Source organism: Lysobacter gummosus, from assembly GCF_001442805.1.
Classification (GTDB): domain Bacteria; phylum Pseudomonadota; class Gammaproteobacteria; order Xanthomonadales; family Xanthomonadaceae; genus Lysobacter; species Lysobacter gummosus.
Genome location: NZ_CP011131.1, coordinates 1308498 through 1334290, shown reverse-complemented (window position 1 = coordinate 1334290; position 25793 = coordinate 1308498). Strand labels below are relative to the sequence as shown.

Below are 25793 nucleotides of genomic sequence, written 5' to 3'. Positions count from 1 at the left end.
CGGACATTCAAACGGTGAATGCATGTCATTCTGCGACAGAAAGGCCCAAACAAAGAGCGCCAATTGGCTCAGCTTTCTTCCGCATTACGTCTTTGGAGTATTGTGCGACCAACCTCGCTGAAATCTTCTTGCACCAGGTTGGACTCTTGAGCTCGTTTTTGTAGTCAAACGTCTCCGCGTCCTCGCCGACAATTTCAGCATTTAGATCGAATGCGAGTGACTTGGCGAGGCTCCCAAAGATCTCGACAAGTTCTGCCAGTCGTCCAGACGTGAGAATCCCCTCCATGTTCTTTAGCATTGCCACGCCAGCCTGTTCAGTTCGGATGAGACTGACAACTGCATAGGCCAAGAAGTATTTCGTAAGGTTGTAGTAGGCGAAATGTTTGTCTTGGATAGCGTCAAGCGCCGACTCAATTGACTTGAAGCACTCCCAGTAGCCCAGAATCCTCGCTCCCGTGACATCAGGCCTGCCGAAAATATCTGAGTGAAGTTCATCCATCACCTTATATTTCTGGTGACAGCTCCACGGCTGCGCAAGATCCATTGCGAGCAGGATCAGGCCTGCGGACTCGTTTGTTAGAACTGCCTTGCCTTTGTTGACCTCGCCCTGCTTAATTTCATACGCAACAGTGTCATTGCTGACGGCACTAACTTCAGCCTTTAGCCGTTGCTGAATGTTGTGGTTGGATTTCAAATCACGCGCCTTGATCGCGTTCTGGTTGTTGCTGTTCGTAGTAATCCGCTGGGAAAGAGCTGTGTCACCTTTTGTCTCAATCAGCTTCACCAATATCTTGAGATCGTCTGTGATCTTCGACTTCTCGGCCATCAACGACGTGAGGCTTTGGGCGCCGTTGACCACCACGTAGTCCTCGACTTCGATCCGCTCCTCTGTTTCAGAAACAACCTTCCTGCAGAGAACGTTGATTCCGTTGTGATACAGCGGGAAGTTCTTGTGCTCTCCCTTGTCCTTGATGCTTTCTCTTAATCCTTTGTTGACCTTGGTATTGCCCAGGGCCAATCGGACGTTCTGCTCGAAGAGACGCCCATCCGCGATTCCGTCCATCTTGAGCAGGTTGAGGGCTGGGGCCAGAAATAGCCGGGCAGCGGCACCGCCAGCGTCATATTCGATGACATCAGAGTCAGAAACATCGAAGTAGTAGCTGCCCTTGATGCCACCATCGACATCTAAATCGACGTAATCATTGGCTATCGCGACGGCGTCAAATAGTTCAATTTTTGGCAGTTTGGCGAGAATCGCCTTTGCATCGTCGTTTGCCCGTGCATTGCTTATGAAGACACCACGCACGTCATACCCGCTGTCCACCTTTGCGGCAAGACCCGTTCTCACAATGGTCTGCTTCAGCTTGTCGTTCTTCGTCTCGGAAAAAACTTCGTCAATCTTCTTTTTGCTATCGAATTGCTGGAGAGTTCCGTAGAACTCCTTGAGTTCGGTGTCGCCGAACTCAGCTTTGTCCTTTGTCTTGGTCTTCGCTTGGATGATGAAGACAGCCTCAGAGACATCGTCAACATAGATGGCATCCACGCCCTTATCGTGCTTGGCATCCACGCAGGCATCATCGGCATCAATCTCTTCCAATCGATAGATGTGCTCTAAGAACCATCTAACAAATCGCCCAGAGAAGTCGGGCGCCCGCTTCTCATAGGGTTTAAGTTGGTGCTCGGAGAAGGCGTTGTGATTGAGATCGTCGACTTTCATGGGCCTTCCTCGTTCGCGTGGATCAGAGATCTTGCCGTAAGTTCGGTGTTTCGACCAACAGCAGCTGTCCGCTCTGGGTCTATTCCGTTGAAAAACTCGGTTGAATCGGTCATCTGATGCTGATTCACTGACGTCCCATCGATCGAGCGGAAGTCGACGCGATGATGGGACGCCAGGAAGCCGGCCAAGTGCCGCTGTTCTATGCCTTCAACCTTGAAGATCACGTTCCAGCGAACCATTTGCTCCGCGGCATTGATCAGTTCCTGGACCTGAGCGAACTGCATCGGCACCTCGCTCCGCATTACAGCCATACCGGCCGCCTCTCCGTCGATCCGGCGCTGCTGATCCGGCCTGAGACGCAGGCGCTCGCCGGCGTCCCCGTCAGCTGCGATCACGCTGGGCGTTTATCCGAGCGAATAGCTGCTCGGCCGTCTGGCGCGCGGCGGCGTCGGCGTTGCCCGAGAGCTGGTTCAAATCGATGCCCTCGTAGCCGCCGACGTAAGCAGCCCCCCCTATGTCATCGTCGTAGGGCGTGCCGTCCTCGTTGATCGCTTCGTACCGATCCTGACTCAGGTCGTCCTCCAGCAAGCGAGACAGATGCATCCACACCCACGCCTGCTCGTTTGACTCGTCATGGTCGAGGATCAGCTCGCGCATTGCGCCGATGTCCCCCTCCTGCGCAGCCACCGTGAGCCAATAACGCACCTTCTCTCCATTCCCGTGCTCGCCAGCGATCTCGACCATACTCATCGAATCCATTTCATCCGACGGCGCTTGTTCGAGCACCGCAGGGTCGCCGTAGCGCTCGGCCGTTTCCATTAGCGCGCGAATGTCTCCGCCCCGGGCCGCGGCCAGCAGGTGGTGGCGGTGTTTTTCTTCCGCGCGCAGTCCGTTGGCCTCTACATCTACGAAGCTCACGAACGGGCTCGTCCACGTGCCCTCGCGCATTACTTGCCTTCTCATTCGTTCTTCTTCGTCGCCAAACAGCATTGCTTCGGACTCGAGCAGCTTCGCGATGGCCAAGTGCGCGGTCGGCGCCCCGCGTTGGGCCGCCGCCTCTAAGCCTTCCAGCAACAACCGCTGGTGTTCGAAGTAGAGGTCCAAAGCCCCATGCGTGGGCTCGACTACGCGCGTCCATACCCACTCGTGCCGGTCTGGGTCATCTTCAAGACCTTCGACCGCAGCAATGAGGGCATCGAACCGCACCGGCGCGTAGCCGGCGTCGTGCAGAAAAATAGGCAGCCCCTCTACGACTCGCTCACTCTCGTCCGCAGGAAGACCGAGTTCTCGGCAGCGGACCTGCATGGCGCTTGGGTCGGGTTCGATGCCGGAGAGGCTAAATGGCACGTCGCACCAGGTCGCGTCGTGCTGGAACGCGGCGTGGGTGGCATAGCCCACCGCGGCGGCGAGCAGTTCGTGGACATGGCTGCGCTTGAGTGACGTGACGCCGCGTGCCTGAAGGAAAGCGTGTGCACGGTAGGCCTGTTCTTTGATGGTCATGATTCGCCCTCGATGGCCAAGCCGATCCGGGTCAGGCGCACACGTTTAAATCCCCGGCAGCCGGGCCAGAAGTCGAATCGATCTAGGGATCAGACCTGTTTTTGCTCGTGTGCAAGCAGGGCGGGCGCCGCGGCCAGTCTATTCCCAGTGGCGGTCGATTCCAACCGCTGCAGTCCGCTTTCGGCCCTTCCTACCATTCAGAACCAAAACTCGGGCCGCGCCAAGGCCTATTAAAGGTAGACGCCTGTAGTCATCTGACCCAGCAGCGATCTTCTGCAAATAGCTCAGCTGCTGTTTTTCCCCTCGCCACACCAGACTCGTCGTAGTCCCTTCTGCAGTCGAGACGTCAGCAAGGGCTGCCAAAGTTAGCAATCTTCACTTCATCGACTTCACTGAGTGCTCTTTCATTGCCCAGGTTTCAGTTCTTCCCGGTTCGGCTGCAACACCACCACGAGATCGCGTCTGCGTAACGGATCGACGAACTGGATGACCATTTCGATCGGTACGATCTATGTGCAATGAATCGTCAGCGGCCAGCGGATGCCTTACTGCGACGATCTCTGCTGGTGTCCAAGACTGGACCGTGTAAACGAGTACATTTGAGACAAGCTCGCTAGGACTTCCATCTCGGCCTGGCCGGACGTCAGCGATTGACATGACGCATGCTCCCGCTCTTTGGAAGCATTTAATCGAGAATGCATTGGCAGCATGAGGGTAGATGTATTGGCCATTCTTAACAGGGCTGGTTTGGACCCACTGCCCCTCGATTTCAACATCAGCCTCCAATTGGAAGCCCAGATCCTTGTCTGTGGCCTCTTGATACCTTCGGCTGTACTTGGATGGCATCGGGTCATGCGCGAGCGCAGGTAGGCAGACGGCAAGTGCGGCAGAAAGTAGCGCGACACGGCGCATGGTGAAGTCCCGAGTTGATTGGCTAGGCAAGCTTTTTCTGTTCGCGTCTTGCTTTGGACTGTTGAGAGTGAGTCTCTAGGAACTCATGCATATGTCCCCGATATCGAAGTACCTCGGGTGGAATTGCGACATCCAGTTGTTTCGACAGGGCCATTGCAAAAGAGACCTGTGCTGGTGTCGGCTCCTTGATGTCCCAGTCAATTGAGTCCGGGATCACGCTGTCGAGCTGCTGGGTCATCCTCCGGCAGAAGGCATCCCTGGATGCTCGGTCCGTAAGCCGTTCCCACTGGAGAGCTAGGGCTTTTTCGACTTGGTCTGAGACGAAGAGCTCGATGGATAGGTCGATCCCGGGAGCTATCAGGTACAGGCTCATGGCTGGGGGCCCTGATGGAATATATATATAGACTACATTTAAGGGCGTAGTCATAGAAGTAGCAGGCCCCTAGCTTCGCCCAGATGGACGAAGCTGCGCTGCGCGTGAAACTGGGAGCCGCTATTAGGGAGCGGCGGATGGCATTGGCGGTGAGCCAGGAAGGGTTTGCCGACGCAATCCAGATGCATCGGACCTACTACAGCAGCATTGAGCGGGGAGAGCGGAACCTGACGCTGGTAACCCTCTGGAGGGTGGCCGAAGGCCTTGAGGTCAAGGTGTCCCAACTGCTTCGAGACGCCGGCCTCTGATGGCTGAAGGCGTCGATTTTTTGCTTCGCGATGCCCCGACGACGTCGGGCTCCAAGACCCAAACAATTAGTCTTGCCGTGATGCCCACCGCCGCACGATTACCTTGAGTGCCTCCAGCCCGTCAGTCAGAGCAGCAGGGCCCGGCTGAAGAATGATCGGGGATTTGATCTCGTGCAGCTCGCCGTCGCGCACAGCAGGGATCGCGTTCCAGCCGTCTCGCGCGACCACCTGTTCAGGCCGGAACTTCTTACCGCACCAGCTCCCAATGATGATGTCTGGCGCTCTGCCGATTACGTCTGAGGGATCGGCAAGTATCCGATCGCGGGCGAGAGGCATGACTGCGCGCTCAGGGTAAATATCATCGCCACCGGCGATCTGAACCAGCTCGGAAACCCAGCGAATTCCGGAAATTTGGGGCGAATCCCACTCCTCGAAATAGACCTTGGGTCGATGTGGCAACTTCGCTGCCTCGGCCTGGATTGCGTCCACCCCGCGGCGCAACTCGTCGGCATAGGCATTGGCACGGTCGCCAGCGCCAACAAGCGCACCCAGCCGGCGTATGTATTCGAAGATTCCCTCGACGCTGCGATGGTTGCTGATCCACACCTCGATGCCGTTGCGGATCAGTTCGGCGGCGATGTCGGCCTGGATGTCGGAAAAGCCGATCACGAAGTCCGGCTGCAGCTTTAGTATCTCGCCGATCTTGGCGCTGGTGAACGCACTGACCTTAGGCTTTTCCTTGCGTGCAATCGTCGGTCGCACGGTGAAACCGCTGATACCGACGATGCGGTCCTGCTCACCGAGGGCGTAGAGCGTCTCGGTGGGCTCTTCGGTGAGGCAGACGATGCGTTTTGGTCCCATGGCCCAGAGTCGATTAAAACGGAGGACACATTGTCGGCCATTGGGTAGCGCTTCAGTGCGGTGCAACAAATGCGGCTGAAAGGTTGGGGCTACACCATAGGCTCTGTCCGGGTGAACCTAAGCTATTGATATCTATATATACACTACAGTTTGTAGGGGTATATACGGCGAATCCGCTGGGTGTCGGAACTGGTCGGCATCGCCGGCGGCGACGACGTGTTCCCCGAGCACGCGGCGATGTCGCTGGCGCGCGACCGCATCCTGGCCGATCCGCTGGAAGTCGTGCGGCGCGCGCCGGATCTGATCCTGGGCAGTTGGTGCGGGAAAAATTCCGCCCCGAACAGGTCGTCGCCCGTCCGGGCTGGGACGCCGTGCCGGCGGTGCGCGACGGCGAACTGCATGAGATCAAGTCGCCGATCATCCTGCAGCCTGGGCCGGCGGCGCTGACCACGGGGCTGGATGCATTGGGCGATGTGATCCAAGGTTGGGCGGCGCGGCGCGCGACGCGTTAGACACTCCGCTCGCGAGCGGCGCCACGAGGTCTTTTGTAGGAGGGGTTTCAGCCCCGATGCCCTTCTGCCGGATCATCGCGGCGGATCGAAAGGCATCGGGGCTAAAGCCCCTCCCACAAAAGAAGCTCGCCTCGAACCTGGGGCGTACCGCAATTGTATCGCCCCCACCGCGATGCGATCGTGCCGCGAATGAGCCCAACCGACGCCGTCGTCTATACCCGCGAAGCCACCATAGCGGTCGCCGATTTCCAGCGCGTGCTGGTCGATTCCGGCCTCGGCGCGATCCGTCCGGTGGACGATCTGCCGCGTCTGCAAACCATGCTCGACAACGCCAACCTGATCGTGACCGCGCGGCGCGGCGATGGCGAACTGATCGGCGTGGCGCGCTGCTTCACGGATTTTTCCTGGTCGTGTTACCTGTCGGAGCTGGCGGTGTCGCCGCGCGCGCAAGGCCTGGGCATCGGCAAGGGCCTGCTCGACGAAACCCGGCGCCAGCTCGGGCCCACGGTCAGCCTGATTCTGGCGTCGGTGCCGGAAGCGGTCGGTTTCTACGAACGCGCCGGCATGGCGCGCATAAACGAATCGTTCTGGTACAAGCGCGAACGTTGAGCGGCGGCTGGGGTTCGGCTCAGACCAGCGAGCGGCGGAAATACACCACCCGCTCGGTCTCCTCGAACCCGCAACCCTCATGCGCCCGATGCGCCTGCGGGTTGTCGAGCAAGGCGTCCGAAGCCAGTTCGCTGCAGCCGCGCTCGCGCGCCCAGGCCGCGACCGCGTCGATCAAGGCGCGGCCGACGCCGCGATGCTGCCGCTGCGGCCGCACATACCAGCCTTCCAGAAACGCGACCGGCGAGCTGTCGGTGCCGTTGACGTAATCCGTGCGCAGGCTGGCTTCGGCGAAACCGAACAGCCCGCCGCTCTCATCGGCCGCCACGAACGCGGCGAAGCGTTCGCCGCGCGCCAGCATTGCTTCGATATCGTCGGCGTGCCGCGACGGATCTTCGTCCGGCCACAAGGCCTGTCGCAATTGGGCCCACGCCTGCAGATCGGCCCGCGCCGCCGCGCGCACGAGCCAGGTTTCGCTCACGGATACAGCATCCGCTTCGACCATTCGCCGGCGCGATCGCATTCGTACAGCCAGCGCTCGTGCAGGCGGAAATCGGCGCCGTACCAGAACTCGATCTTGTCCGCGCGCACGCGCAGCCCGGTCCAGCGCGGCGGCCGGGTCACTTCGCGGCCTTCGAATTTCGCCTCGGCCTCGGCCAGGCGCTGCTCAAAGCTGGCCTGATCGGGCAAGGTCTCCGATTGCTTCGATGCCCACGCGCCCAACTGGCTGCCGCGCGCGCGGGTGGCGAAGTAGGCGTCGGCCTCGGCGTCGGCGACGATTTCCACCGCACCTTCGATGCGCACCTGCACGCCGTGGCGCACGCGCGGCCAGTGGAACAACAACGCCGCATGCGGATTGGCCTGCAGCTCGCGGCCCTTGCGGCCGTCCAGATGGGTGTAGAAGACGAAACCGCGCGCGTCGTGCGCCTTCAGCAGCACCGTGCGCAGCGACGGCCGCGCGTCGAGCGAGGCGGTGGCGAGGCTCATCGCGGTCGGATCGGGCTCGCCGGCGGCATGCGCTTGTTCGAACAGCGCATCGAAGGTGGCGAGGGCTTCGTCGAGGAGGGGGGCGGTCGGGTTCATTGCGCTATTGTGATCCCATGTCGCCGCGTCCGCATCCGTCCGCCGCAATCGGCAAATCCGCCGCAACCGAGCCCGCGCGCACAGGCGGCTTCGATGCGGATTTCGTCGCCCGCGTGCTCGACGACGCGCTCGCCGCCGACGCCCGCGTGTACGCGATCAGCGGCCTGCAGGGCAGCGGCAAATCGACGCTGGCCGCGCAGCTCGCGGCGGCGGCGCGCGCACGCGGGCTGCGCACGGCGGTGCTGTCGATCGACGATTTTTACCTCGGCCGGCGCGAGCGCCTGCGACTGGGCCGGCGCGTGCATCCGCTGCTGGCCACGCGCGGGCCGCCCGGCACCCACGAGGTCGCCCTGGCCTGCGACGTGCTCGACCGCCTGCGCGACGGCCACCCCGTGCGCCTGCCGCGCTTCGACAAGCTGCGCGACACGCGCCTGCCGCCGTCGCGATGGGGGCGCGCCGAGGCGGTCGATCTGACCGTGTTCGAAGGCTGGTTCCTGGGCACCCCGGCCCAGGACGAGGCCGAGCTGCGCGCGCCGGTCAACGCGCTGGAGCGCGAGCAGGATCCGGACGGCGTGTGGCGCGGCTACTGCAATCGCGCCCTCGCCCAGGACTACCCCGCGTTGTGGTCGCGCCTGCGGCGCATGCTGTTCCTGCGTCCGCCCGGCTTCGACATCGTGCTGGAGTGGCGCTGGCAACAGGAACAAGCGCTGCAGGCGCGCCGGCCGCAGGCGCGGGCGATGAGCCGCGCGCAGGTCGAGCGCTTCGTGCGCGTATTCGAGCGAGTCAGCCGGCAGGCCTTGGCGCGACTGCCGGACATCGCCGACTGGACGGTGGATCTGGACCGGCAGCGGCGGGTGATTGCGTCGGGGAGTGGGACAGGCCCGTCTGAAAGCCGTCGGCGCGCTTGAACATCGGACTCGAGGAGGAGGCTTTGACATGGAAAAAATCGATGCTCAGGCCGTCAGCCTCGTACACGACGAGTACCGTATTGCATGCGTTCCATGAATATCGCCCTGCAACTAAAGCTATCAGGCATTTTGCTCGCGGGCGCGATATGCCTTGGCTCGTGTGGTCACGACCCTAACAAGATATATGTGCAAGCCCAATTCGAGACTTTGGCACGCGATGGACGCTTGCCGGATGAAAAACATATCGCGGTAGCCGCATGCATCCGCGCGCATCCTCACGGCATGGAGCTAACCGATTGCTCCGCTAAAGACGCGGGAATTCCGCTCGAATCGTCTGACACGTCCACGCGCTCAGGCCATGCGCGCTTCTACGAAATGGCGCTTCGTTCGCAGGTAGAATCCAAGCCGCCGCCGAAAGTTTATATATGCGGAGCGTTCCATCTTGCTTCGCGAGGAAATGGGCAATGGATTGTCGTGGAGTCTATGAACAGTAATAGCTTTCCTGCGGAATGCCGAATCCATGGGCGGACGACACACTGATTTAAGTCTATCGGCCTAAACCATTGATCTGCCTGCGATTGAATGCGGAGCCTTTTGGCTCCGCGGTCTTTTGGAAGCCAATTCTCTCGCCGCAAACTCATCATCCTGTGCCTACAGAGAATGCACCCCCGCCGCGGGCCGGGCTGTTCGACGCCCGGCCTGTCCGGCATGAACGCCCCCGCCCTCACTTCACCACGAAGGTGACCTTCAGGTTGACCCGCCATTCGCGGATATTGCCGTTCTCGTCGGTGACGACCTTGATCTCGTTGACCCAGGCGCCCTGAATGTTCTTGACCGACTCGGCGCACTTGGCCAGGCCGGACTTCACAGCATCCTCGATGCCGGTGCTGGAAGAGGTGGTGAGTTCGATGACCTTGGCGACCGACATGGGCTTTCTCCTTGCGAAACAGGGATAAGTGAGGCGCCGCCGTCGCGGCGGCGCGCAGGTCCGGCGCCGAACGCGCGGCGACGTGGCCCTGAGCCTAGGCGCGGCCGCGTTAAGGCCACGCAAGCGCGGGCGCCGCGTGCCCTACAATCGGCGCATGAATCCGGCCAGCAATCTGATCCTGGTCGGCCCGATGGGGGCCGGCAAAACCTGCATCGGCAAGCGCCTGGCCGAACGCTTCGGCCTGCGCCTGCTCGATGCCGACCGCGAAATCGAGCAACGCACCGGCGCCAGCGTCGCGGCGATCTTCGAGCACGAAGGCGAAGCCGGTTTCCGCGCCCGCGAAAGCGCGGTGCTGGCCGAGCTGCTGGCCGACGACGGCCTGCTGCTGGCGACCGGCGGCGGCGCGGTGCTGGCCGAGGACAACCGGCGCCTGCTGCGCGAGCGCGGCTATGTCGTGCAGTTGCTGGTCAGCGTGGAGCAGCAGCTCGAACGCCTGGCGCTGGACCGCAGCCGCCCGCTGCTGGCCCGCGGCGATCGCGAGCAGGTCCTGCAACAACTGGCGCTCACGCGCGCGCCGCTGTACGCGCAGGTCGCCGATCTGCGCTTCGATACGGGCGCCATGAGCGCCGCCGATGCCGCGCTCAAGCTGGCGCTCGAACTCGATCTTCATTGGCGGCGTCCGCCGCCGTCTTCTTCAGTCTCCGGAGTCAATGCATGAGCGCGGTACGTAAGGTCGAGGTTGCCGGCGAGAACGGCTACAGCATCGAGATCGGCCCCGGCCTGCTCGAAGACGGCGCACGCCTGAGCAAGCCCTTGCGCGGACGCCATGCGTTGATCGTCAGCGACGGCAATGTCGCGCCGCTGTATCTGGACTCCGTCGAGACGACGCTGCACGCGGCCAGGCCGGATCTGACCCTGGCGCGATTCGTGATGCCGGCGGGCGAACACGAAAAAACCCTGGCCCGCTTCGGCGAATGCCTGCACGCGCTGGCCGCGCTCGGCGCGACCCGCGACGCGACCGTGATCGCCCTGGGCGGCGGGGTGATCGGCGATCTCGCCGGCTTCGCCGCGGCCTGCTGGATGCGCGGGATCGATTGCGTGCAGTTGCCGACCACGTTGCTGGCGATGGTCGACTCATCGGTCGGCGGAAAGACCGCGGTCGACCTGCCCAGCGGCAAGAATCTGGTCGGCGCCTTCCACCCGCCGCGCGCGGTGATCGCCGACACCGCCGCGCTGCGCAGCCTGCCCGAGCGCGAACTGCGCGCGGGATTGGCCGAAGTCGTCAAATATGGCGCGATCTTCGACGCGACCTTCCTGGATTGGCTGGAAGCGCACGCCGACGCCCTGCTCGCCCGCGACGACGACGCCCTGGCCGAGGCGATCGCGCGCAGTTGCGCGTACAAGGCCGAAGTGGTGGCGCGCGATCCGTTCGAACGCGGCGATCGCGCCATGCTCAACTTCGGCCACACCTTCGGCCATGCGATCGAAACCGAACAAGGCTATGCCGGCACCAGCGGCGACGGCCTCAATCACGGCGAAGCGGTCGCGGTCGGCATGGTGCTGGCCGCGCGGTTGTCCGCGGCGCTGGGCCGCGCGAGCCTCGCCGATGCCGAGCGTCTGCAACGTCTGCTGCAGCGCCTGGGCCTGCCGACCGCGATTCCGCCCGGACTGCCGCCGCAGGCGCTGCTCGCGCGCATGCGCCTGGACAAGAAGGCCGATGCCGCGGGTCTGCGTTTCGTGCTGTGGGACCGGGCCGGCGCGGCGCGGATCGTGTCGGGCGTGCCCGATCAAGATGTGCTGGCGGTGCTCGCCGCCTGAGGCGCAACCGATGCGGCGAGCGCGTACCACCGCTCGCCGCATCGCCGCCCCGCAGCGCGCGGCGCGCGCCGGTTTCAGTCCGGCCAGCCGGCCGCGTGCCGCAGATATTCGATATGCCCGTCCTGCAACTCGGTGACGTACACCGTGGTCAGGATCGGATGATTGCCCCACACCAGGCCGCAACGCGTATTGACCGGATTGACGCCGGCATCGCGTTGGACGTACTGCACCTGCGGGTAATCGGGCTGGCCGACATTGTTCGCGATGCTCAAGGCCCAATGCTCCCAGGTGTACCAGTGGTCGGACGCCATCACGATCGCGTAGCGCGTCGGCGCGGTGCCGTTTTCGTCCGATAACGTCAACCCGGCGAGGACCAGGCTCAAGCGCGCCAACGCGCCGGTGCAGGCTTCCTGCGCCGCATCGTCGAGATCGATGAACGCTTCCTGGAAGTTGTCCGCGAACACCTGCGCCTGGGCATCGGCGGCGGCGTTGTCGAAGGTGTCGTGCACCCACGCCACGAAGTCGGGATTCATGCCGGTCATGATGCCGGCGTCGTTGAACGTGATGGCCTGCTCGAAGATAGTCGGCGGCGTGTTGGCGGCCAGACCGCCGGGACCGCCGAACAGGGCGAAACCCCAGCACGGCGAATCGGGATACGGATCGGGCCAGTCCGGATCGATTTCGGTGCCGGCATCGAGTTCTTCTGCGGCGAGTCCTTGCAACTGCGCGTTGGTCAGTACCGGCATGGGTCGAGCTCCTGGGATGGAAAGTCGGCGCAAGCGATACCTGCGCGTCACTGCATCCAACGCGGCCCGACGGTGCCTGTGAATCCAGCGCGACCGCGATCGATCGGCGGCGACGGCCGTAACTACAACGCGCTTCACACAAGCCGCACCGCCTCGTTCTTCCGCCATGCACCGACCACACCGGGGACTCGCGACGCATGGCCTTGAACCCGCTTCATCTGCTGCTTTTGCAAGGCGTGGCGACCCGGCAGGCACGCGGGTCCGGCGCGCCGGCCGCGCCCGCCTCGACGACCGCCGCTTCAGCCGCTTCTACCCCAACCAGCAAGGATCCGATCGTGGCCAATCAATTCGAATTCCTCGACAAGCACTTCGATCCCACCGACATTCCCGAGGTCGCCGCGCAGACCGCGTACGAGCGCTTCGGCAACTACCCCAACGCGCGCGTCAGCACGGTGATTTTCGGCATCGGCTGGACCGTGCTGACCGATTCGATCAAGCACGCGGTGCTGAACTACGTCAACGGCGGCGTGTACGGCAATTCGGCCTACGCCACCTTGGACATGGATCGCAATCAGTGGAACATCGTCCTGACCGGACTGCAGTTCGTGAACGCCACGCGCGTGGTGGTACGCGGCCGCGCGGAGTATCAGATCGACGAATACAACAACGGCTCGGTCTTCGTCAAAGCCGAGGCGCTGGGCGGGCAGTTGCTCGGAGACATAGTGCATCTGGAGACCGGCTTCGGCACCTGGGTCCAGGAGGTCAAGCTCAAGAACTCCGCGAATTTCTGATCGCATCGGCCGGCGCGATGAGCGCCGGCCGTGCGTGCTGCCCGTATCGGCCCGATGCGGACGGCGATTGCCGAAGGCTCAGGCCGCGACCTTGGCCCGCGCCCGCGCGCGCTGGTTCGACGCATAGGGGTTGTCAATCTGCAGCGTGGCGCCTTCGCGCACCGCGGCGATCCATTCCTCGGTGCTGGCGACCGCGGCGAAGCGGCTTTGAAACACCACGCTGAAGACGAGATGGATTTCCTCCGCGGTGACGTAGCCGGCGCTGTTTTCGTACGACAGCGAACCGGTGGCGTCGTTGAGGAATTCGACGTGATAGCCCAGGTGCGCGGCTTCGAACACGGTCGATGCGTCGCAGTTGTGGGTCATGTAGCCGATCACGCTGATCGTGTCGATGCCGTTGCGCTGCAGCCAGTCGTTGAAGTCGGTGCCGGCGAAGACGCTGGGCAGGTTCTTCTCGATGTAGTGATCGCGCGGCCGCGAGGCGACGACTTCGTTGAGCTCCCAACCCGGACGGCCCTTATCGAACACCGGCGCGCCGGGGCGGGCGGTGTTCTGCACCACCACCACCGGAATGCCTGCGGCGCGCGCGGCGTCCATCGCGCGGCCGACGTTGGGCAGGGTGCGGCTGACCGGCGGGTACTCGATCGGCAAGCCGTCGGCGAAGTAATCGTTCTGCACGTCGATGACGACCAGGGCGCGTTTTTGCGTGATGTGGCTCATGGCGGACTCCGTAGGTGTGGGCTGGAAAGTGAAGCCATTGTTGGCCTCGTCCGCCTTTGACGACAGTGACCCGAACGACAATATTCGATAGAATCGGGCCATGAGCACCGACACCCCTCTGGCCCGCTTGGCGGTGGTCGCTTTCGACCGCATCAGCCCCTTCCACCTGTCCGTGCCCTGCCTGGTGTTCGAGGACCGCGGCCAGCTCGACCTGCCGCCGTTCGAGCTGCGCGTGTGCGCGACCGAACCCGGGCCGATCCGCACCCGCGCCGGTTTCAGCATCGGCGCCGCGTACGGGCTGAAGATGCTGAGCTGGGCCGACACGGTGATCGTGCCGTCGTGGCGCGATGCCGACGAGCGCGCCCCCGAACCCTTGCTCAAGGCGCTGCGCCGGGCGCACGAACGCGGCGCGCAGATCGTCGGCCTGTGTCTGGGCGCGTATGTCCTGGCGCAGGCCGGACTGCTCGACGGCCGCCGCGCCACCACGCACTGGAGCTGGAGCGAACACTTCGCCGCGCGCTATCCGCAGGTCCAGCTACAGCGCGATGTGCTGTACGTCGACGACGGCCGCATCACCACCTCGGCCGGTACCGCCGCCGCGCTGGACTGCTGCCTGCATCTGTTGCGGCGCCGTCACGGCGCGGAAATCGCCAACCGCGTCGCGCGCCGGCTGGTGGTGGCGCCGCACCGCCAGGGCGGGCAGGCGCAGTACATCGAACAACCGCTGCCGGCCTCGGCGCAGGACGACCGCCTGTCCGCGGTGCTGGCCTGGGCGCTGGCGCATCTGGACCAGCCGCACAGCCTGGACGCGCTGGCCGAGCGCGCTCTGATGAGCCGGCGCACCTTCACCCGCCGCTTTCGCGACAGCACCGGCACCACGGTCGGCGAGTGGCTGGTGGGGCAGCGCCTGGCGCGCGCGCAGCGGCTGCTGGAAACCAGCGACCACGGGTTGGACGCGATCGCGGCCGATACCGGCTTCGGCACCGCGGCCTCGCTGCGCCAGCACTTCTCGGCGCGGCTGGGCACCTCGCCTTCGGCTTATCGGCGCGGTTTTCGCGGCGCTTGAGGGCGCGCGCGCCGGGGCGACAGGCCCGCGAACCGGCCCGAACCGGCCGCGGCCAGTCCCGTGGCTGCAACGCAGCGGCGTGCGGACCGCGACATCGCGCCCACCCGGCTGCGCCCCGGCAGCCGCTACAATCGCCCGGTGCGCCTACTTCTCCAACAACGGCCCGACGGCCGCGAAGCCCCGCGCTTCGTGCAACTGATGCTGCAGCCCGACTTGCTCGGCGGCTGGGCCCTGGTGCGCGAAACCGGTCAGATCGGCGGCCGCAGCACGGTCCGGCGCGAGCAGTTCATGGACCACGACAGCGCCCTGGCGGCGCTGGAACATGCGCGGGACCAGCAGCTCAAGCGCGGGTTCCAGCTGATGTTCAGTCAGGGCGCCGAAGCGCCGCGATGAAGCGTTGGCTGGGGCGCCCGGCTTGGGCGGGAAGAGCGAATCCCCCCTGCCCCCCCCTTTTCAAAGGGGGGAATGCGTCGTGTCGGAATGTCGGCGCTGCCAACCCATCGCTCCGGCAACCCCGCGCAACAGCAAGCCGCATAGAACCCACCTACCGGGTTCCCCCCTTTGAAAAAGGGGGGCCAGGGGGGATTCGCTCTTCGCTCTTAGCTCCATCCCTGAGTCCCTCATTCCAACCCCTTCCCCATTGATGGCGCCCACCCGCCACGGTTATCCATGTCCAGCCCAATCCTGACCAACGATCGTTTCCTGCGCGCCCTGCGCCGCCAGCCCGTCGACCGCACCCCCGTGTGGCTGATGCGCCAGGCCGGCCGCTACCTGCCCGAGTACCGCGCCACCCGCGCCCAGGCCGGCAGCTTCCTCAACCTGGCGAAGAATCCCGAACTGGCCTGCGAAGTCACCCTGCAGCCGCTGCGCCGTTTCCCGCTGGACGCGGCGATCCTGTTCTCCGACATCCTCACCGTGCCCGACGCGATGGGCCTGGGCCTGTATTTCGCCGACGGCGAAGGCCCCAAGTTCGAACGCCCGATCCGCAGCGCCGCCGACATCGCCAGGCTGGCCGTGCCCGATATGGAAACCGAGCTGCGCTATGTGATGGACGCGGTGCGCACCATCCGCCGTGAGCTAAACGGCTCGGTGCCGCTGATCGGTTTCTCCGGCAGCCCGTGGACGCTGGCCTGCTACATGGTCGAAGGCGGCGGCAGCGACAACTATTCCAAGGTCAAGGCGCTCGCACTCAACGATCCGGCGGCGATGCACCGCCTGCTGAGCGTGGTCACCGATGCGGTGATCGCCTACCTCAAGGCACAGCACGCCGCCGGCGCGCAGGCGCTCCAAGTGTTCGACACCTGGGGCGGCGTGCTGTCGCCGAGCATGTATCGCGAATTCTCGCTGCGCTATCTGCAACGCATCGCCGCGGAGCTTTCGCGCGGCGAAGGCGACGCGCGCGCGCCGCTGATCCTGTTCGGCAAGGGCAACGATCCTTACCTGGAAGAACTCGCCGACAGCGGCGCGGAAGCGGTCGGCGTGGACTGGACCATCGGCCTGGGCGAGGCCGCGCGCCGCATCGGTTCGCGCGTGGCGCTGCAGGGCAATCTCGATCCGGTCACGCTGTACGCCTCGCCCGAAGCGATCCGCGCCGAAGTCGGACGCGCGCTCGACGATTACCGCGACGGCAACGGCGGCTCGCGCGAAGGCCATGTGTTCAACCTCGGTCACGGCATGTCGCCGGACATGTCGCCCGAGCATGTCGCAGTCTTGGTGGATGCAGTGCACACATTAAGCGCGCGCTGAGCGCAATCACGATTAGCCCGAAAAAAACCGGCGATCTCGCCGGTTTTTTTTCTCGTACCATGCGGCGGTCACCCGACCGGAGCCGCCCGATGTCATCGATCCGTACCCACGCCGTCCGCGCCGCCGCACTGGCCGCGATCCTCGCAGCGCCCGCGGTTCCGGCGCAGACCACGTTGCTGAATATCGACTACGAAACCGGCACGCTGGATTCGGGCATTCCCGGATTGATCGGCACCGAAGCGCCCGCCGCCGATGCGGCCAGCATGGTCAGCGACAAGCCGCGCTCGGGCCGCTTCGCCATCGCGCACAAAGTCACGCTGCGCAATCCGGACTATGTTTCTTTCGGCGCGCCGCGCAGCGAAAGCACCGCCGGACGGGTCCTCATCGACGGCACCCGGCCCGGTCAATACGCGCCCGGCCAGCATCGCCTGTATACCTTCAGCCTGATGCTCAAGGATTGGGAGCCGTGGCTGCCGACCTCGGGCTCGGCACCTCTCGACATCCTCTGGCAGTTCAAGCATTTCAGCGGCGGCCCCGACCTGATGGTCGGGATCAGGCGCAACCAGATGATATTGCGCTATGGCAGCAAGCAAGCGCTGCTGATCGAGGACGTACGGCCGTACAACAATCGCTGGATCGACTTCAGATTCGACATCGTCTGGGCCAAGGACGCCAGCGGCCGCTTCACCGCCGACGTGCGTCTGGACGATCAGGCCGACTACGTGCGCAAGGCGGAAGAAACCGCGTTTGCGACCTTCAATCCCGCCTATACCGGCACCGCCGGAACCATCCAATGGGGTTTGTACCGGCCCGATTCGGAACAATTCCCGGCCGCGGCGCTGACGCGGATGGTGTATCACGACGACATCACCGTGACCCGATTGCCCTGAGCAATGCGCGCCGACGCTGCGCCGGCACCCTTCTCCCGGCAACGGGAGAAGGGTGGTCATGCACGATCGACCCGGCTCAGGGATTCCAGCAGTTGCCTTGCTGGCTGTCGATGTGGGCCCAGAAGCGGGTAGTGCTGTCGATGTTGCCGTAGGCGTAGCCGTACCAGCTGAAGTGGCCGTGGCCGGCAATCTTGTAGCCCGGGCCGAGTTCGGCGCGACACACCGCATTGGCGTCGGCCAGGCTGGTCAGCGAATCGCCGCGTACCGCGCGGGTCAAGGCGATGTTGCCGCGTCCCCACGAATTATAAAAATCCGTGGTGACGCCGGCCGGCACCGGCGAGCCGTCTTCTTTCACACACAGCACCGGCAACCGGGTCGAACACACGGTGTCGCCGATGTAGGGATCGCATTCGTTCGCGCCGTTGCTGTAGCCGCAGCCGATATGGTCGACGCCGATGTTCAGATGCGTGACCTTGCGCCAGGTCAGGCCTTTGCCGCCGGCGGCGTCGGCCGATAACGCGGTGGATGCGGCCACTACAGCGAGCAGCGCGATAAGCGCGGATTTGGTCCGTTCCATAGTTCACCTTCCGAATGTGATGGGTGACGCGCGCTGATCGCGCACGGACATCGGACTCCAATGCTTCGATGTCGGGGCCACGCTAGTCGCGCCGATGCGATGCGCAAGTGCGCATGCATGGCGAACTCGCGGAAACGGGAGCTCTGGCACACAGGCGATTGGCCTTGCGTGATGAAAATCACGCGCGGCATCTACGCGATCGCTGCGACTGCTCAGAACGCACACGCACTCGATATGCATTTGCGCAAGCGCGGACGGTTCGCGACGTCTTGCCGCGCGGTTCGGATGCCGGCGCACGATGCGCCGGCCGTGATGTTCGACACGTTACGCCGGCCTCGATCGCGGCCCGATGCCGTCTTAATTTGTGGCCGGACGCGGATTCACCAGATCGATCGCTTCGCCGAGCATCGCCCCGGTCACCGGCTTGCGCAGGAAACGGTCGAAACCGGCGGCGGCGGCCTGCGGTTCGGCATCGGCGTCGGCGCGCGCGGTCACCGCGACCAGCGGCTGGGTGAAGCCTTGCGTGCGCAGTTGCCGGGCCAGATCCAGGCCGTTGATGCCGGGCAGGTCCAGGTCGAGCAAGGCGATGTCGAAATTCGCCGTCGCCACTTCCGCCAACGCGGCCAGGCCGTTGCCGACATGGGTGACGCGATGGCCCTGCACGCGCAGCAGGCCGGCGATCACCTCGGCGACGGTCGGATCGTCTTCGACCAAAAGCACAGCCCGCGGAATTCTCTGCAAGCCACGCCAACCAGGCTCCGGCGTTGAGCCCGCGTTCGCCCGCGTCCCATCCACCGACCCCACCGAAGCCCGCGGCGGCTCCGCCGCAGGCAACGGCAAATCGAACAGGAACCGCGCCCCCTGCCCCGGCGAGCTCACCACCGCGATATGCCCTTCCATCGCCGCGGCCAGTTCCTGACTGATCGCCAGCCCCAACCCGCTGCCGCCGTAGCGCGCTGCGGTGCGCGCGCCTTCGGCTTGTTCGAAGCGGCGGAACAATCGCTGTTTTTGTTCGTCGTTGAGCCCGGGGCCGGTGTCGGCGACTTCGAAGCGCACGCCCTGCGGAACCAGGCGCTCGACGAACACGCTGACCTTGCCTTCGTCGGTAAACTTGATCGCGTTGCCGATCAGGTTCAACAGGATCTGGCACACGCGGCTGCCGTCGCCGCGCAGGCCGCGCGGCACGTTGGCGGCGACTTCGATCTCGAAGGTCAGCCCGCGTTGCTGCGCCAGCGGCCGCATCAGGTCGGTGGCCTGATCGACCAGCGCGCGCAGGTCGAAGGGTTCGTCGGCCAGTTCCAGGCGGCCGGATTCGATCCGGGCCAGATCCAGGGCGTCGTTGACCAACCGCAAGAGGTGTTCGCCAGCGCGACGAATAGATTCCGTGTAGCTACGCTGCTTTTGATCCAGCTGCGTATCCAGCAACAACTCGCTCATCCCCAACACGCCCGTCATCGGCGTGCGCACCTCGTGCCCCAAGGTCGCCAGGAACCGCGTCTTCGCCAGCGATGCCTGCTTGGTCACTTCGCGCTCGTGTTCCGAGCGCTGCCACGCGAGCCTGCGCTGCAGACGGTTGCGATGGGCGAGCAATATCCAGGCCAGCACCAGCAACAACATCGCGATCACACCCAGCACCGCCCACCAGCTCCACCACCACGGCGAATCGACATGCAGCTCGATGAGCTGTATCGGAGACCACACGTTGTCGGCGGTCTTGGCGATGATCTGCAGGCGGTAGTCGCCGGGCGAGAGTTGCGAGAACAGGCGCTCGCCGCTGGACCCGGCCTCGACCCAGCCGGGATCGTAATTGCGCAGGCGGAAGCGATAACGGTTGCTCTGCGTGCCGTTGAACGACAGCAGCCGCGCGACGATGCGCAGATCGCGGTCGCCGTCGGCGATGTGCACCACCGGTATGCGCCCGGCGATCGCCTGCGCCGGATCGGGCATGAAGGTCGGGAAGGCGATGCGATCGGCGCCGCGCCGCACTTCGATGCTTTCCACGATCAGCGACGGCGCGGATCGGATCGGCCGCACCACCGCCGGATCGAACAACACCAGCCCCTCCGGACTGCCGATCAGGATGCGGCCGTCGCCCGGACGCGGCACCGGCGCGCGCGCGAACTCCTGGCTCGGCAAGCCGTCCTTGACGCCGTACACGCGCACCGAATGCGCGAACGGATCGATCCGCACCAGGCCGCGCTTGGTGGTCATCCACACCACGCCGGCGCTATCGACGGTGAGGCCGCGCGCTTCGGTGGAGGGCAGGCCGTCGAGCAGGCCCAGGCCGAATTCGCGCTGCAGGCGCTGGCCGTCCCAGCGATAGGTATCGAGCGAGCCGAAACCGGCGATCCACAGGCGTTGCTTGCCTTCGAACACGAAGGCCTGCACGTCTTCGGCGGTCGGCGCGCCCGGCACGGCGAGGAAGCGGCGGCTGCTTTCGTCCCAGCGCCACAGGCCGCGGCCGGCGATCCACAACTCGCCGTCGGGGCCGTTGCCGGCCAGCGGCGCGGACAGATCCTTGGGCAGGCCGCGATCGCCGAAACTCATCGCCTCGCGCACGTGGCCGTCGGCGTCGCGCGCCTGCACGTCGCCGTCGCTGCCGATCAGCCAGATCAGGCCGCGGCTTTCGACCAGCTCGACGGTGCCGCTGATCATCGCATCGGCGCTGTCGTCCATATGCCAGTTGGCGATCGCGCGGGTGGCCGGATCGATCCGCGCCAAGCCGCCGTAATAGGTCACCCATACGCGCCCGCCGCGATCCTGCAGCACCCGGTCCAGCGACAGGCCACCGCTGAAATCCTTCGCGAAATGCTCGACCGCGCCGGTTTCCGGATCGAGCCGGTCGAGCACCCCGCCGCTGCCGACCAGCCACATGTCGCCGTCGCTGGCCGCGGCGATGCCGCGCACGCTGCCGTTGGCCATCGAGGCCGGATCGTCCACGCGCCGGGTCAACACCGAGAACTGGCGCCAGCTCGGCGGCAGATACCACAGGCCGTGGCCGTTGCTGGCGAACCACAGGCCGCCTTCACGATCTTCGTACGCGCCCGACCAACTGGGACGCACCAGTCCCTGGCTGGTGGTGCTGAACAAGGGCACCACTTCGATCCCGTCCGGGCCGCCGACGCCGAGGCCTTGCGGCAGATCGAACCAGTACTGGCCGGTGCGATCGCGGCGCAATACATCGACCACCTTGAACTTGGGCGCGAAGCTCGCCCACGGCGCGGCCTCGTATCGGCCGTCGGGCCGGCGCACGCCGACGCCGTGCGGGGTGCCGAACCAGGCGGTGCCGTCGTTTTCGAAAGTAATCGTGTTGACGATGTTGGAACTCAGCGCGCCGTCGGGCACGCGTTCGAAATCGTGCCCGGTCCAGCGCGCGGCGCCGGCCAGGGTGCTGATCCACAGCGTGCCGTCGGGCGCGACGGTGAGGTTGGCCACGCCTTCGCTGGGCAGGCTGCGCGCATCGCCCGGGCGCGGCATGTAGCGGCTGATCTTGCCGTCCTCGGCCATGCGGTACAGGCCGCCGCGCTCGGTGCCGAACCACAGCGCGCCGTCGGGCGTGGAGGCGATCGACCACACGGTGTCGTCGGTGATGAGCGGCGTATTGCTGCGGTTGAAGTAACGCCAGCGCTTGCGCTCGGTATCGAGCATCGCCAGCCCGGCTTGCCCGGTGCCGATCCATACCCGGTTGCGCGCGTCCACGTGCACCGCCCACACGTAGTTGTCGAGCAGGCCCTGTTCGCGCTGCCAGACGCGGTAACCGGTGCCGTCGTAACGCGCCAGCCCTTCGCTGGTGGCGATCCACAGATAACCGTGACGATCTTCGGCGATGCGGTTGATGGTGTTGGACGGCAAGCCGTCGGCGACGGTCAGCTGGCGCGGCCGCGGCGTTTCCGGCAGGCCGGCCAACACCGGCGCGGCCCAGGCCGACATCGCGCAAGCCAGCATCAGCAGGCCACGCAGCAGCCACGATGCGCGCGTGCATTCGCTTGCTTGCATGGACGCGGCGGCCACTACGGCGTGTCCGCCTGAGCCAGCACGCTGTCGATCGTGTCGGCGAGCATCGCGCCGGTGATCGGCTTGCGCAGGAAACGATCGAACCCGGCCGCCTGCGCTTGCGGCTCGGCATCGGCATCGGCGCGCGCGGTCACCGCGATCAGCGGCTGAGTGAAGCCCTGCGCGCGCAGTTGCCGCGCCAGATCCAGGCCGTTGATGCCGGGCAGGTCCAGATCGAGCATGGCCAGATCGAAACGCGCGGTCGCGGTTTCGGCCAGCGCCGCCAGACCGTTGGCGACATGGCTCACGCGATGGCCTTGCGCGCGCAGCAGACCTGCGATGACTTCGGCCACGGTGGCGTCGTCCTCGACCAAAAGCACCGACCGCGGCCCTACCTGGAAGCCGCGGAACACAGGCTCCGGCGTCGAACTCTCCACCACCGGCGGCGGAGGCGCCCAAGCCAAAGGCAGATCGAGCACGAAGCGCGCCCCCTGCCCCGCCTGACTGAACACCGCCACATGCCCTTCCATCGCCGCGGCCAGCTCCTGGCAGATCGCCAGGCCCAATCCGCTGCCACCGTAGCGCGCCGCGGTGCGCGCGCCTTCGGCTTGTTCGAAGCGGCGGAACAGCCGCGCCTTTTGTTCTTCGTTGAGGCCCGGGCCGGTGTCGGCGACTTCGAAGCGCACGCCCTGCGGCGCCAGCGCGTCCACGCGCAAGCGCACCGAACCTTGCTCGGTGAACTTGATCGCGTTGCCGAGCAGGTTCATCAGGATCTGGCACACCCGATTGGGATCGCCGCGCAGGCCCAGCGGCGCGCTGGCGGCGATATCGACCTGGAAATCCAAGCCGCGCTGGCGCGCCAGCGGCCGCATCAGTCCGGCCGCTTCCTCGACCAGCGCGCGCAGGTCGAACGGCCGGTCTTCCAGTTCCAGTTTGCCCGATTCGATCCGCGCCAGATCCAGCGCGTCGTTGACCAACCGCAACAGGTGTTCGCCAGCGCGCCGGATGGATTCCGTATAACCGCGCTGCTTCTCATCCAGCGGCGTATCCAGCAACAACTCACTCATTCCCAGCACGCCGGTCATCGGCGTGCGCACCTCATGCCCCAAGGTCGCCAGGAACCGGGTCTTGGCCTCCGACGCCTGTTCGGCCACTTCGCGCTTGTGCACCGCCAGCTGCCACGCGCTGCGGCGGCCCAGGCGGCGGCGGTAGGCGATCGCGCCGACCGCCAACAAACCGATGGCGATGAGCGCGAACACCATTTGCGCCCAGCCCGAACGCCACCACGGCGGCTTGACGTGCAGGTTGAAGGACACCGGATCGGACCAGATGCCGTCGGCGCCAGCGGCCTTGATCAGCACGCGGTATTCGCCCGGATCCAGCCGCGAGAACACGCGCTCGCCGTTGGCGCGCTGTTCGATCCAGTCCGGATCGTAGCCGTCCAGCTTGAAGCGATAGACGTGCGAACGCGGGTCCAGGAACGACATCAACCGGGCGACGATGCGCAGATCGCGATCGTCCGATTCCAGTTGCACGCGGCCTTGCGCCGGCGTGAGCGTCCATTCGTCTTCTTCGCGCCGCACGCTCAGGGTTTCCAGCGACAGGCGCGGCGGCCGCGCGCCCGGGAACGGCGTGTCCAGGTCGAACAGCACCACGCCGTCGAGCGACAGCGCCGCGCCGACGCCATCGGCGTTGCGATGCGGCGTGGTGCGGGTCAGCTCGACATTGGGAATGCCGTCGCCCAGGCCGAACAGACGCAAGCGGCGCGCATCGGCCGAGACCATCAACAGGCCACGCGTAGTGGTGACCCAGACCGTGCCGTTGCGGCTGACCAGCAAGCCGGAGACATTCGTGTCGGGATAGTCGGCGGTGTTGTCGATGCGCCGTTCCAGTTCCAGCTTGCCGCCCTGCCAGCGATACGATTCCAGCGCGCCGCTGCGCGCCAGCCACAACCGCTGCGGGCCGGCGAAGCTGATCGCCTGGATGTCGCTGAAAGCGCCGCCGGGCACGGGGACGAAACGGCTGCCGTCCCAGCGCTGCAGACCGTTGTTGCCGGCGAACCACGGCTGCCCGTCCGGCCCCGGGCGGAAGGTCGCGGTGCTGGTCAGGAAACCGGCGCTGCCCAGCACTTTTTCGATCTCGCCGGCCGGCAGCGGCTCGCCGTCGGCGTTGTAGCGGCGCACCGAGCCGTCGGAGAACCACAGCCACAGGCTGCCGTCGGGCCACTCGTACAGGAACCACACCGTCGCGCCCAGGTCCGGATCGCGCGCCGAGAACGGCCAGCTCCGCGCCTTGCTCGTGACCGGATCGAACAGACTCAAGCCGGTGGAATGGCCGATCCACAACTGCCCGTCGGGACGCGCGAACAAGGTGTGCAGCCATTTCACGCCCAGGCTTTTGCTGTCGGCGACCGGTTCCAGTTCGCCGCTGCCGGCGCGCAGGCGGTACAGATCGGTCGCGGTCAGCATCCAGAAACCGCCGTCGCCGTCGGGCGCGATGTCGCGCGCGTCGAGGCGGTCGATGCGGCGGCCGCCGACGGAGGTGATCGAAGCGAACCGGTTCCAGTCCGGCGGCAGATACGCCAGGCCTTGCGAATAAGTGACGAACCAGATGCCGCCTTCGTCGTCGCGCAGCATCTGCATCAGGCCGCTGCGGCGATCCCACACGCCGTCGCCGGCATCGTCCTGCAGCAAGCGCACGTTGTCGTCGCTGTCCACCCGGTACAGGCCGGCGGTGGTGCCGATCCAGCGGCCGCCGGACAGATCGCTGACGACGATGGCGTTGGTGGTTTCCTCGCCCAGCGCCCACGGCGCCGGGCTCATGCGATCGTCCGCGCTCAGGCGGAACAGGCCGCGCTGGGTGCCGACCCAGATCGAGCCGTCGGCATCGGGCGACAACTCGCCGATGCGCACGCCGGCGGTTTCGTCGCGGCCGATCGGCGCGAAGCGATCGTTGTCGAAACGCGCCAGTCCGTTCATGGTGCCGACCAGCAAGCGGCCGCGCGCGTCGGCGAGCAAGGCGGTGACCGGCCCGCGCGGCAAGCGCGCGCCGGCGCCGACGCCGGGCTCATAACGCGTCACTCTGACGCCGTCGGGCGCGATGCGGCACATCTGGCCGGCGTAGGTGGCGGTCCAGATCGAGCCGTCGGGCGTGCCGGTGAGATACGAGACGTCGTCGCTGCACGAAGCGTCGGCACCACTGAAACTGATGCGGACGAATTCCTTGCGATCGGCGCCGAGATAGCTCAGGCCGTTGCGGCTGGCCACCCACACGCGATCGCCGGCGTCGACGTAGAGGTCTTCGAGCATGTTGTCCGGCAGCGAACCGCTCAGGCCGATGGTGTGGCGCCACAGCGAAAACTCGACGCCGTCGTAGCGCGCCAGTCCGTCTTCGGTGGCGATCCACAGATAGCCCTGATGGTCGAGTTCCATCGCCACGACCGATTTGGGCAGGCCTTGCTCCTGGCCGAAGCGGCGGAAACGCGGCGTTTCCGGCAAGCGCGCTTGCGCCTCGTCGGCGAACTGCGCGCCCAGCAACAGCAACAGGAGCAGACACAGACTACGTCCCAACACGGACTCCTCCTGGACCGCGAGCGATTCTCTCCCGGTAAGGCCGGTGCGCTATCGTCGCAACGGCCCCGGTCAGGCGCAAGCGCGCAATGGCGGGGGAGCGGTTCTGGCGCAAGGCCCACAGTATGTCCGAGCGCAACTGCGCGGGGTGTTGCGGATGTGGGTTTTG

22 protein-coding genes and 4 pseudogenes are annotated in these 25793 nt (G+C 65.3%); 13 read left to right on the top strand and 13 right to left on the bottom strand.

Features of this window, described 5'->3' with window-relative positions:
- Window positions 1–25 precede the first annotated feature (25 nt).
- On the bottom strand, window positions 26–1717 hold the full coding sequence (locus LG3211_RS05390) for an AIPR family protein (protein WP_057941921.1): 1692 nt from the start codon (window positions 1715–1717) through the stop codon (window positions 26–28).
- Between the two features lie 161 nt (window positions 1718–1878).
- On the opposite strand from LG3211_RS05390, the pseudogene LG3211_RS27005 reads away from it, so the two are divergent.
- Window positions 1879–2067, top strand: a pseudogene (locus tag LG3211_RS27005) (transposase); the annotation flags it as partial.
- 31 nt (window positions 2068–2098) lie between these two features.
- Here LG3211_RS27005 and LG3211_RS05380 read toward each other — a convergent pair.
- Window positions 2099–3217 (bottom strand): hypothetical protein, encoded by a 1119-nt coding sequence (locus tag LG3211_RS05380; RefSeq protein WP_057941919.1) that lies wholly within the window; start codon window positions 3215–3217, stop codon window positions 2099–2101.
- A 934-nt stretch (window positions 3218–4151) separates the two neighbouring features.
- On the bottom strand, window positions 4152–4502 hold the full coding sequence (locus LG3211_RS05375) for a hypothetical protein (RefSeq protein ID WP_057941918.1): 351 nt from the start codon (window positions 4500–4502) through the stop codon (window positions 4152–4154).
- 83 nt (window positions 4503–4585) lie between these two features.
- On the opposite strand from LG3211_RS05375, the gene LG3211_RS05370 reads away from it, so the two are divergent.
- A complete protein-coding gene (locus LG3211_RS05370; RefSeq protein WP_057941917.1) occupies window positions 4586–4810 on the top strand; it encodes a helix-turn-helix domain-containing protein in 225 nt (74 codons plus the stop codon).
- A 66-nt stretch (window positions 4811–4876) separates the two neighbouring features.
- On the opposite strand, the gene LG3211_RS05365 is transcribed toward LG3211_RS05370, so the two are convergent.
- Window positions 4877–5671, bottom strand: coding sequence for a cobalamin-binding protein (locus LG3211_RS05365; RefSeq protein WP_057941916.1), 795 nt, complete (start codon window positions 5669–5671; stop codon window positions 4877–4879).
- Between the two features lie 162 nt (window positions 5672–5833).
- Between LG3211_RS05365 and LG3211_RS05360 the strand changes: the two are divergent.
- Window positions 5834–6183 (top strand): annotated as a pseudogene (locus tag LG3211_RS05360) (ABC transporter substrate-binding protein); the annotation flags it as partial.
- 189 nt (window positions 6184–6372) lie between these two features.
- Window positions 6373–6792, top strand: coding sequence for a GNAT family N-acetyltransferase (locus tag LG3211_RS05355; protein WP_057941915.1), 420 nt, complete (start codon window positions 6373–6375; stop codon window positions 6790–6792).
- On the opposite strand, the pseudogene LG3211_RS27415 reads toward LG3211_RS05355, so the two are convergent.
- From LG3211_RS27415 to pdxH, 3 genes and pseudogenes are all read right to left on the bottom strand, one after another.
- Window positions 6754–6882: pseudogene (locus tag LG3211_RS27415) on the bottom strand (hypothetical protein); the annotation flags it as partial. The gene LG3211_RS05355 and the pseudogene LG3211_RS27415 overlap by 39 nt on opposite strands.
- Window positions 6878–7294, bottom strand: a pseudogene (locus LG3211_RS05350) (GNAT family N-acetyltransferase); the annotation flags it as partial. The pseudogenes LG3211_RS05350 and LG3211_RS27415, both read right to left, overlap by 5 nt.
- Window positions 7267–7872 carry a pyridoxamine 5'-phosphate oxidase gene (gene pdxH / locus LG3211_RS05345; protein ID WP_057941913.1) on the bottom strand — a complete coding sequence of 202 codons (606 nt, stop codon included), beginning with the start codon at window positions 7870–7872 and terminating at the stop codon, window positions 7267–7269. The gene pdxH and the pseudogene LG3211_RS05350, both read right to left, overlap by 28 nt.
- A gap of 17 nt (window positions 7873–7889) precedes the next feature.
- On the opposite strand from pdxH, the gene LG3211_RS05340 reads away from it, so the two are divergent.
- Together LG3211_RS05340 and LG3211_RS25460 are read left to right on the top strand one after the other, a co-directional pair.
- The gene (locus LG3211_RS05340; RefSeq protein WP_237049835.1) at window positions 7890–8780 is read left to right on the top strand and encodes a kinase; all 891 of its coding nucleotides are present in this window, start codon (window positions 7890–7892) and stop codon (window positions 8778–8780) included.
- Window positions 8781–8873: 93 nt separating this feature from the next.
- Window positions 8874–9320 carry a hypothetical protein gene (locus LG3211_RS25460; RefSeq protein WP_148648760.1) on the top strand — a complete coding sequence of 149 codons (447 nt, stop codon included), beginning with the start codon at window positions 8874–8876 and terminating at the stop codon, window positions 9318–9320.
- Window positions 9321–9504: 184 nt separating this feature from the next.
- On the opposite strand, the gene LG3211_RS05335 is transcribed toward LG3211_RS25460, so the two are convergent.
- Window positions 9505–9708 (bottom strand): dodecin family protein, encoded by a 204-nt coding sequence (locus tag LG3211_RS05335; RefSeq protein ID WP_057941912.1) that lies wholly within the window; start codon window positions 9706–9708, stop codon window positions 9505–9507.
- A 154-nt stretch (window positions 9709–9862) separates the two neighbouring features.
- On the opposite strand from LG3211_RS05335, the gene LG3211_RS05330 reads away from it, so the two are divergent.
- On the top strand, window positions 9863–10426 hold the full coding sequence (locus LG3211_RS05330; protein ID WP_057941911.1) for a shikimate kinase: 564 nt from the start codon (window positions 9863–9865) through the stop codon (window positions 10424–10426).
- Entirely contained in the window at window positions 10423–11526 is a 1104-nt protein-coding gene (gene aroB / locus LG3211_RS05325; RefSeq protein ID WP_057941910.1) for a 3-dehydroquinate synthase, read from the top strand. Before LG3211_RS05330 ends, aroB begins: the two co-directional genes overlap by 4 nt.
- A 74-nt stretch (window positions 11527–11600) precedes the next feature.
- On the opposite strand, the gene LG3211_RS05320 is transcribed toward aroB, so the two are convergent.
- Entirely contained in the window at window positions 11601–12272 is a 672-nt protein-coding gene (locus tag LG3211_RS05320; RefSeq protein WP_057941909.1) for a hypothetical protein, read from the bottom strand.
- A 335-nt stretch (window positions 12273–12607) separates the two neighbouring features.
- On the opposite strand from LG3211_RS05320, the gene LG3211_RS05315 reads away from it, so the two are divergent.
- A complete protein-coding gene (locus LG3211_RS05315; RefSeq protein ID WP_057945296.1) occupies window positions 12608–13063 on the top strand; it encodes a hypothetical protein in 456 nt (151 codons plus the stop codon).
- A 78-nt stretch (window positions 13064–13141) separates the two neighbouring features.
- On the opposite strand, the gene LG3211_RS05310 is transcribed toward LG3211_RS05315, so the two are convergent.
- A complete protein-coding gene (locus LG3211_RS05310; RefSeq protein ID WP_057941908.1) occupies window positions 13142–13783 on the bottom strand; it encodes a cysteine hydrolase family protein in 642 nt (213 codons plus the stop codon).
- A 100-nt stretch (window positions 13784–13883) separates the two neighbouring features.
- On the opposite strand from LG3211_RS05310, the gene LG3211_RS05305 reads away from it, so the two are divergent.
- The 4 genes from LG3211_RS05305 to LG3211_RS05290 all read left to right on the top strand — a co-directional run bounded on the left by LG3211_RS05305 (window position 13884) and on the right by LG3211_RS05290 (window position 17485).
- A complete protein-coding gene (locus tag LG3211_RS05305; protein WP_057941907.1) occupies window positions 13884–14849 on the top strand; it encodes a helix-turn-helix domain-containing protein in 966 nt (321 codons plus the stop codon).
- Window positions 14850–14987: 138 nt separating this feature from the next.
- A complete protein-coding gene (locus LG3211_RS05300) occupies window positions 14988–15242 on the top strand; it encodes a WGR domain-containing protein (RefSeq protein WP_057941906.1) in 255 nt (84 codons plus the stop codon).
- Between the two features lie 288 nt (window positions 15243–15530).
- Window positions 15531–16595 (top strand): uroporphyrinogen decarboxylase, encoded by a 1065-nt coding sequence (hemE, locus tag LG3211_RS05295; RefSeq protein WP_057945295.1) that lies wholly within the window; start codon window positions 15531–15533, stop codon window positions 16593–16595.
- A gap of 89 nt (window positions 16596–16684) precedes the next feature.
- Window positions 16685–17485 carry a heparin lyase I family protein gene (locus LG3211_RS05290; RefSeq protein ID WP_057941905.1) on the top strand — a complete coding sequence of 267 codons (801 nt, stop codon included), beginning with the start codon at window positions 16685–16687 and terminating at the stop codon, window positions 17483–17485.
- A 76-nt stretch (window positions 17486–17561) separates the two neighbouring features.
- Here LG3211_RS05290 and LG3211_RS05285 read toward each other — a convergent pair whose 3' ends face one another.
- The 3 genes from LG3211_RS05285 to LG3211_RS05275 form a co-directional block, all read right to left on the bottom strand.
- Window positions 17562–18062: a hypothetical protein gene (locus LG3211_RS05285; protein WP_057941904.1), complete on the bottom strand. Its 501-nt coding sequence runs from the start codon at window positions 18060–18062 to the stop codon at window positions 17562–17564.
- Between the two features lie 357 nt (window positions 18063–18419).
- Window positions 18420–22058, bottom strand: a complete 3639-nt coding sequence (locus tag LG3211_RS05280) for a hybrid sensor histidine kinase/response regulator (protein WP_057945294.1) — start codon at window positions 22056–22058, stop codon at window positions 18420–18422.
- A gap of 14 nt (window positions 22059–22072) precedes the next feature.
- Window positions 22073–25627: a sensor histidine kinase gene (locus tag LG3211_RS05275; RefSeq protein WP_148648759.1), complete on the bottom strand. Its 3555-nt coding sequence runs from the start codon at window positions 25625–25627 to the stop codon at window positions 22073–22075.
- Window positions 25628–25793: the final 166 nt, after the last annotated feature.

Excerpts from the sequence above, each read along its gene's own strand:
- LG3211_RS05390 (WP_057941921.1), bottom strand. The coding sequence starts at position 1,717 with ATGAAAGTCGACGATCTCAATCACAACGCCTTCTCCGAGCACCAACTT.
- LG3211_RS05380 (WP_057941919.1), bottom strand. The coding sequence starts at position 3,217 with ATGACCATCAAAGAACAGGCCTACCGTGCACACGCTTTCCTTCAGGCA.
- LG3211_RS05375 (WP_057941918.1), bottom strand. The coding sequence starts at position 4,502 with ATGAGCCTGTACCTGATAGCTCCCGGGATCGACCTATCCATCGAGCTC.
- LG3211_RS05370 (WP_057941917.1), top strand. The coding sequence starts at position 4,586 with ATGGACGAAGCTGCGCTGCGCGTGAAACTGGGAGCCGCTATTAGGGAG.
- LG3211_RS05365 (WP_057941916.1), bottom strand. The coding sequence starts at position 5,671 with ATGGGACCAAAACGCATCGTCTGCCTCACCGAAGAGCCCACCGAGACG.
- LG3211_RS05355 (WP_057941915.1), top strand. The coding sequence starts at position 6,373 with ATGAGCCCAACCGACGCCGTCGTCTATACCCGCGAAGCCACCATAGCG.
- pdxH (WP_057941913.1), bottom strand. The coding sequence starts at position 7,872 with ATGAACCCGACCGCCCCCCTCCTCGACGAAGCCCTCGCCACCTTCGAT.
- LG3211_RS05340 (WP_237049835.1), top strand. The coding sequence starts at position 7,890 with ATGTCGCCGCGTCCGCATCCGTCCGCCGCAATCGGCAAATCCGCCGCA.
- LG3211_RS25460 (WP_148648760.1), top strand. The coding sequence starts at position 8,874 with ATGAATATCGCCCTGCAACTAAAGCTATCAGGCATTTTGCTCGCGGGC.
- LG3211_RS05335 (WP_057941912.1), bottom strand. The coding sequence starts at position 9,708 with ATGTCGGTCGCCAAGGTCATCGAACTCACCACCTCTTCCAGCACCGGC.
- LG3211_RS05330 (WP_057941911.1), top strand. The coding sequence starts at position 9,863 with ATGAATCCGGCCAGCAATCTGATCCTGGTCGGCCCGATGGGGGCCGGC.
- aroB (WP_057941910.1), top strand. The coding sequence starts at position 10,423 with ATGAGCGCGGTACGTAAGGTCGAGGTTGCCGGCGAGAACGGCTACAGC.
- LG3211_RS05320 (WP_057941909.1), bottom strand. The coding sequence starts at position 12,272 with ATGCCGGTACTGACCAACGCGCAGTTGCAAGGACTCGCCGCAGAAGAA.
- LG3211_RS05310 (WP_057941908.1), bottom strand. The coding sequence starts at position 13,783 with ATGAGCCACATCACGCAAAAACGCGCCCTGGTCGTCATCGACGTGCAG.
- LG3211_RS05305 (WP_057941907.1), top strand. The coding sequence starts at position 13,884 with ATGAGCACCGACACCCCTCTGGCCCGCTTGGCGGTGGTCGCTTTCGAC.
- LG3211_RS05290 (WP_057941905.1), top strand. The coding sequence starts at position 16,685 with ATGTCATCGATCCGTACCCACGCCGTCCGCGCCGCCGCACTGGCCGCG.
- LG3211_RS05285 (WP_057941904.1), bottom strand. The coding sequence starts at position 18,062 with ATGGAACGGACCAAATCCGCGCTTATCGCGCTGCTCGCTGTAGTGGCC.
- LG3211_RS05280 (WP_057945294.1), bottom strand. The coding sequence starts at position 22,058 with ATGCAAGCAAGCGAATGCACGCGCGCATCGTGGCTGCTGCGTGGCCTG.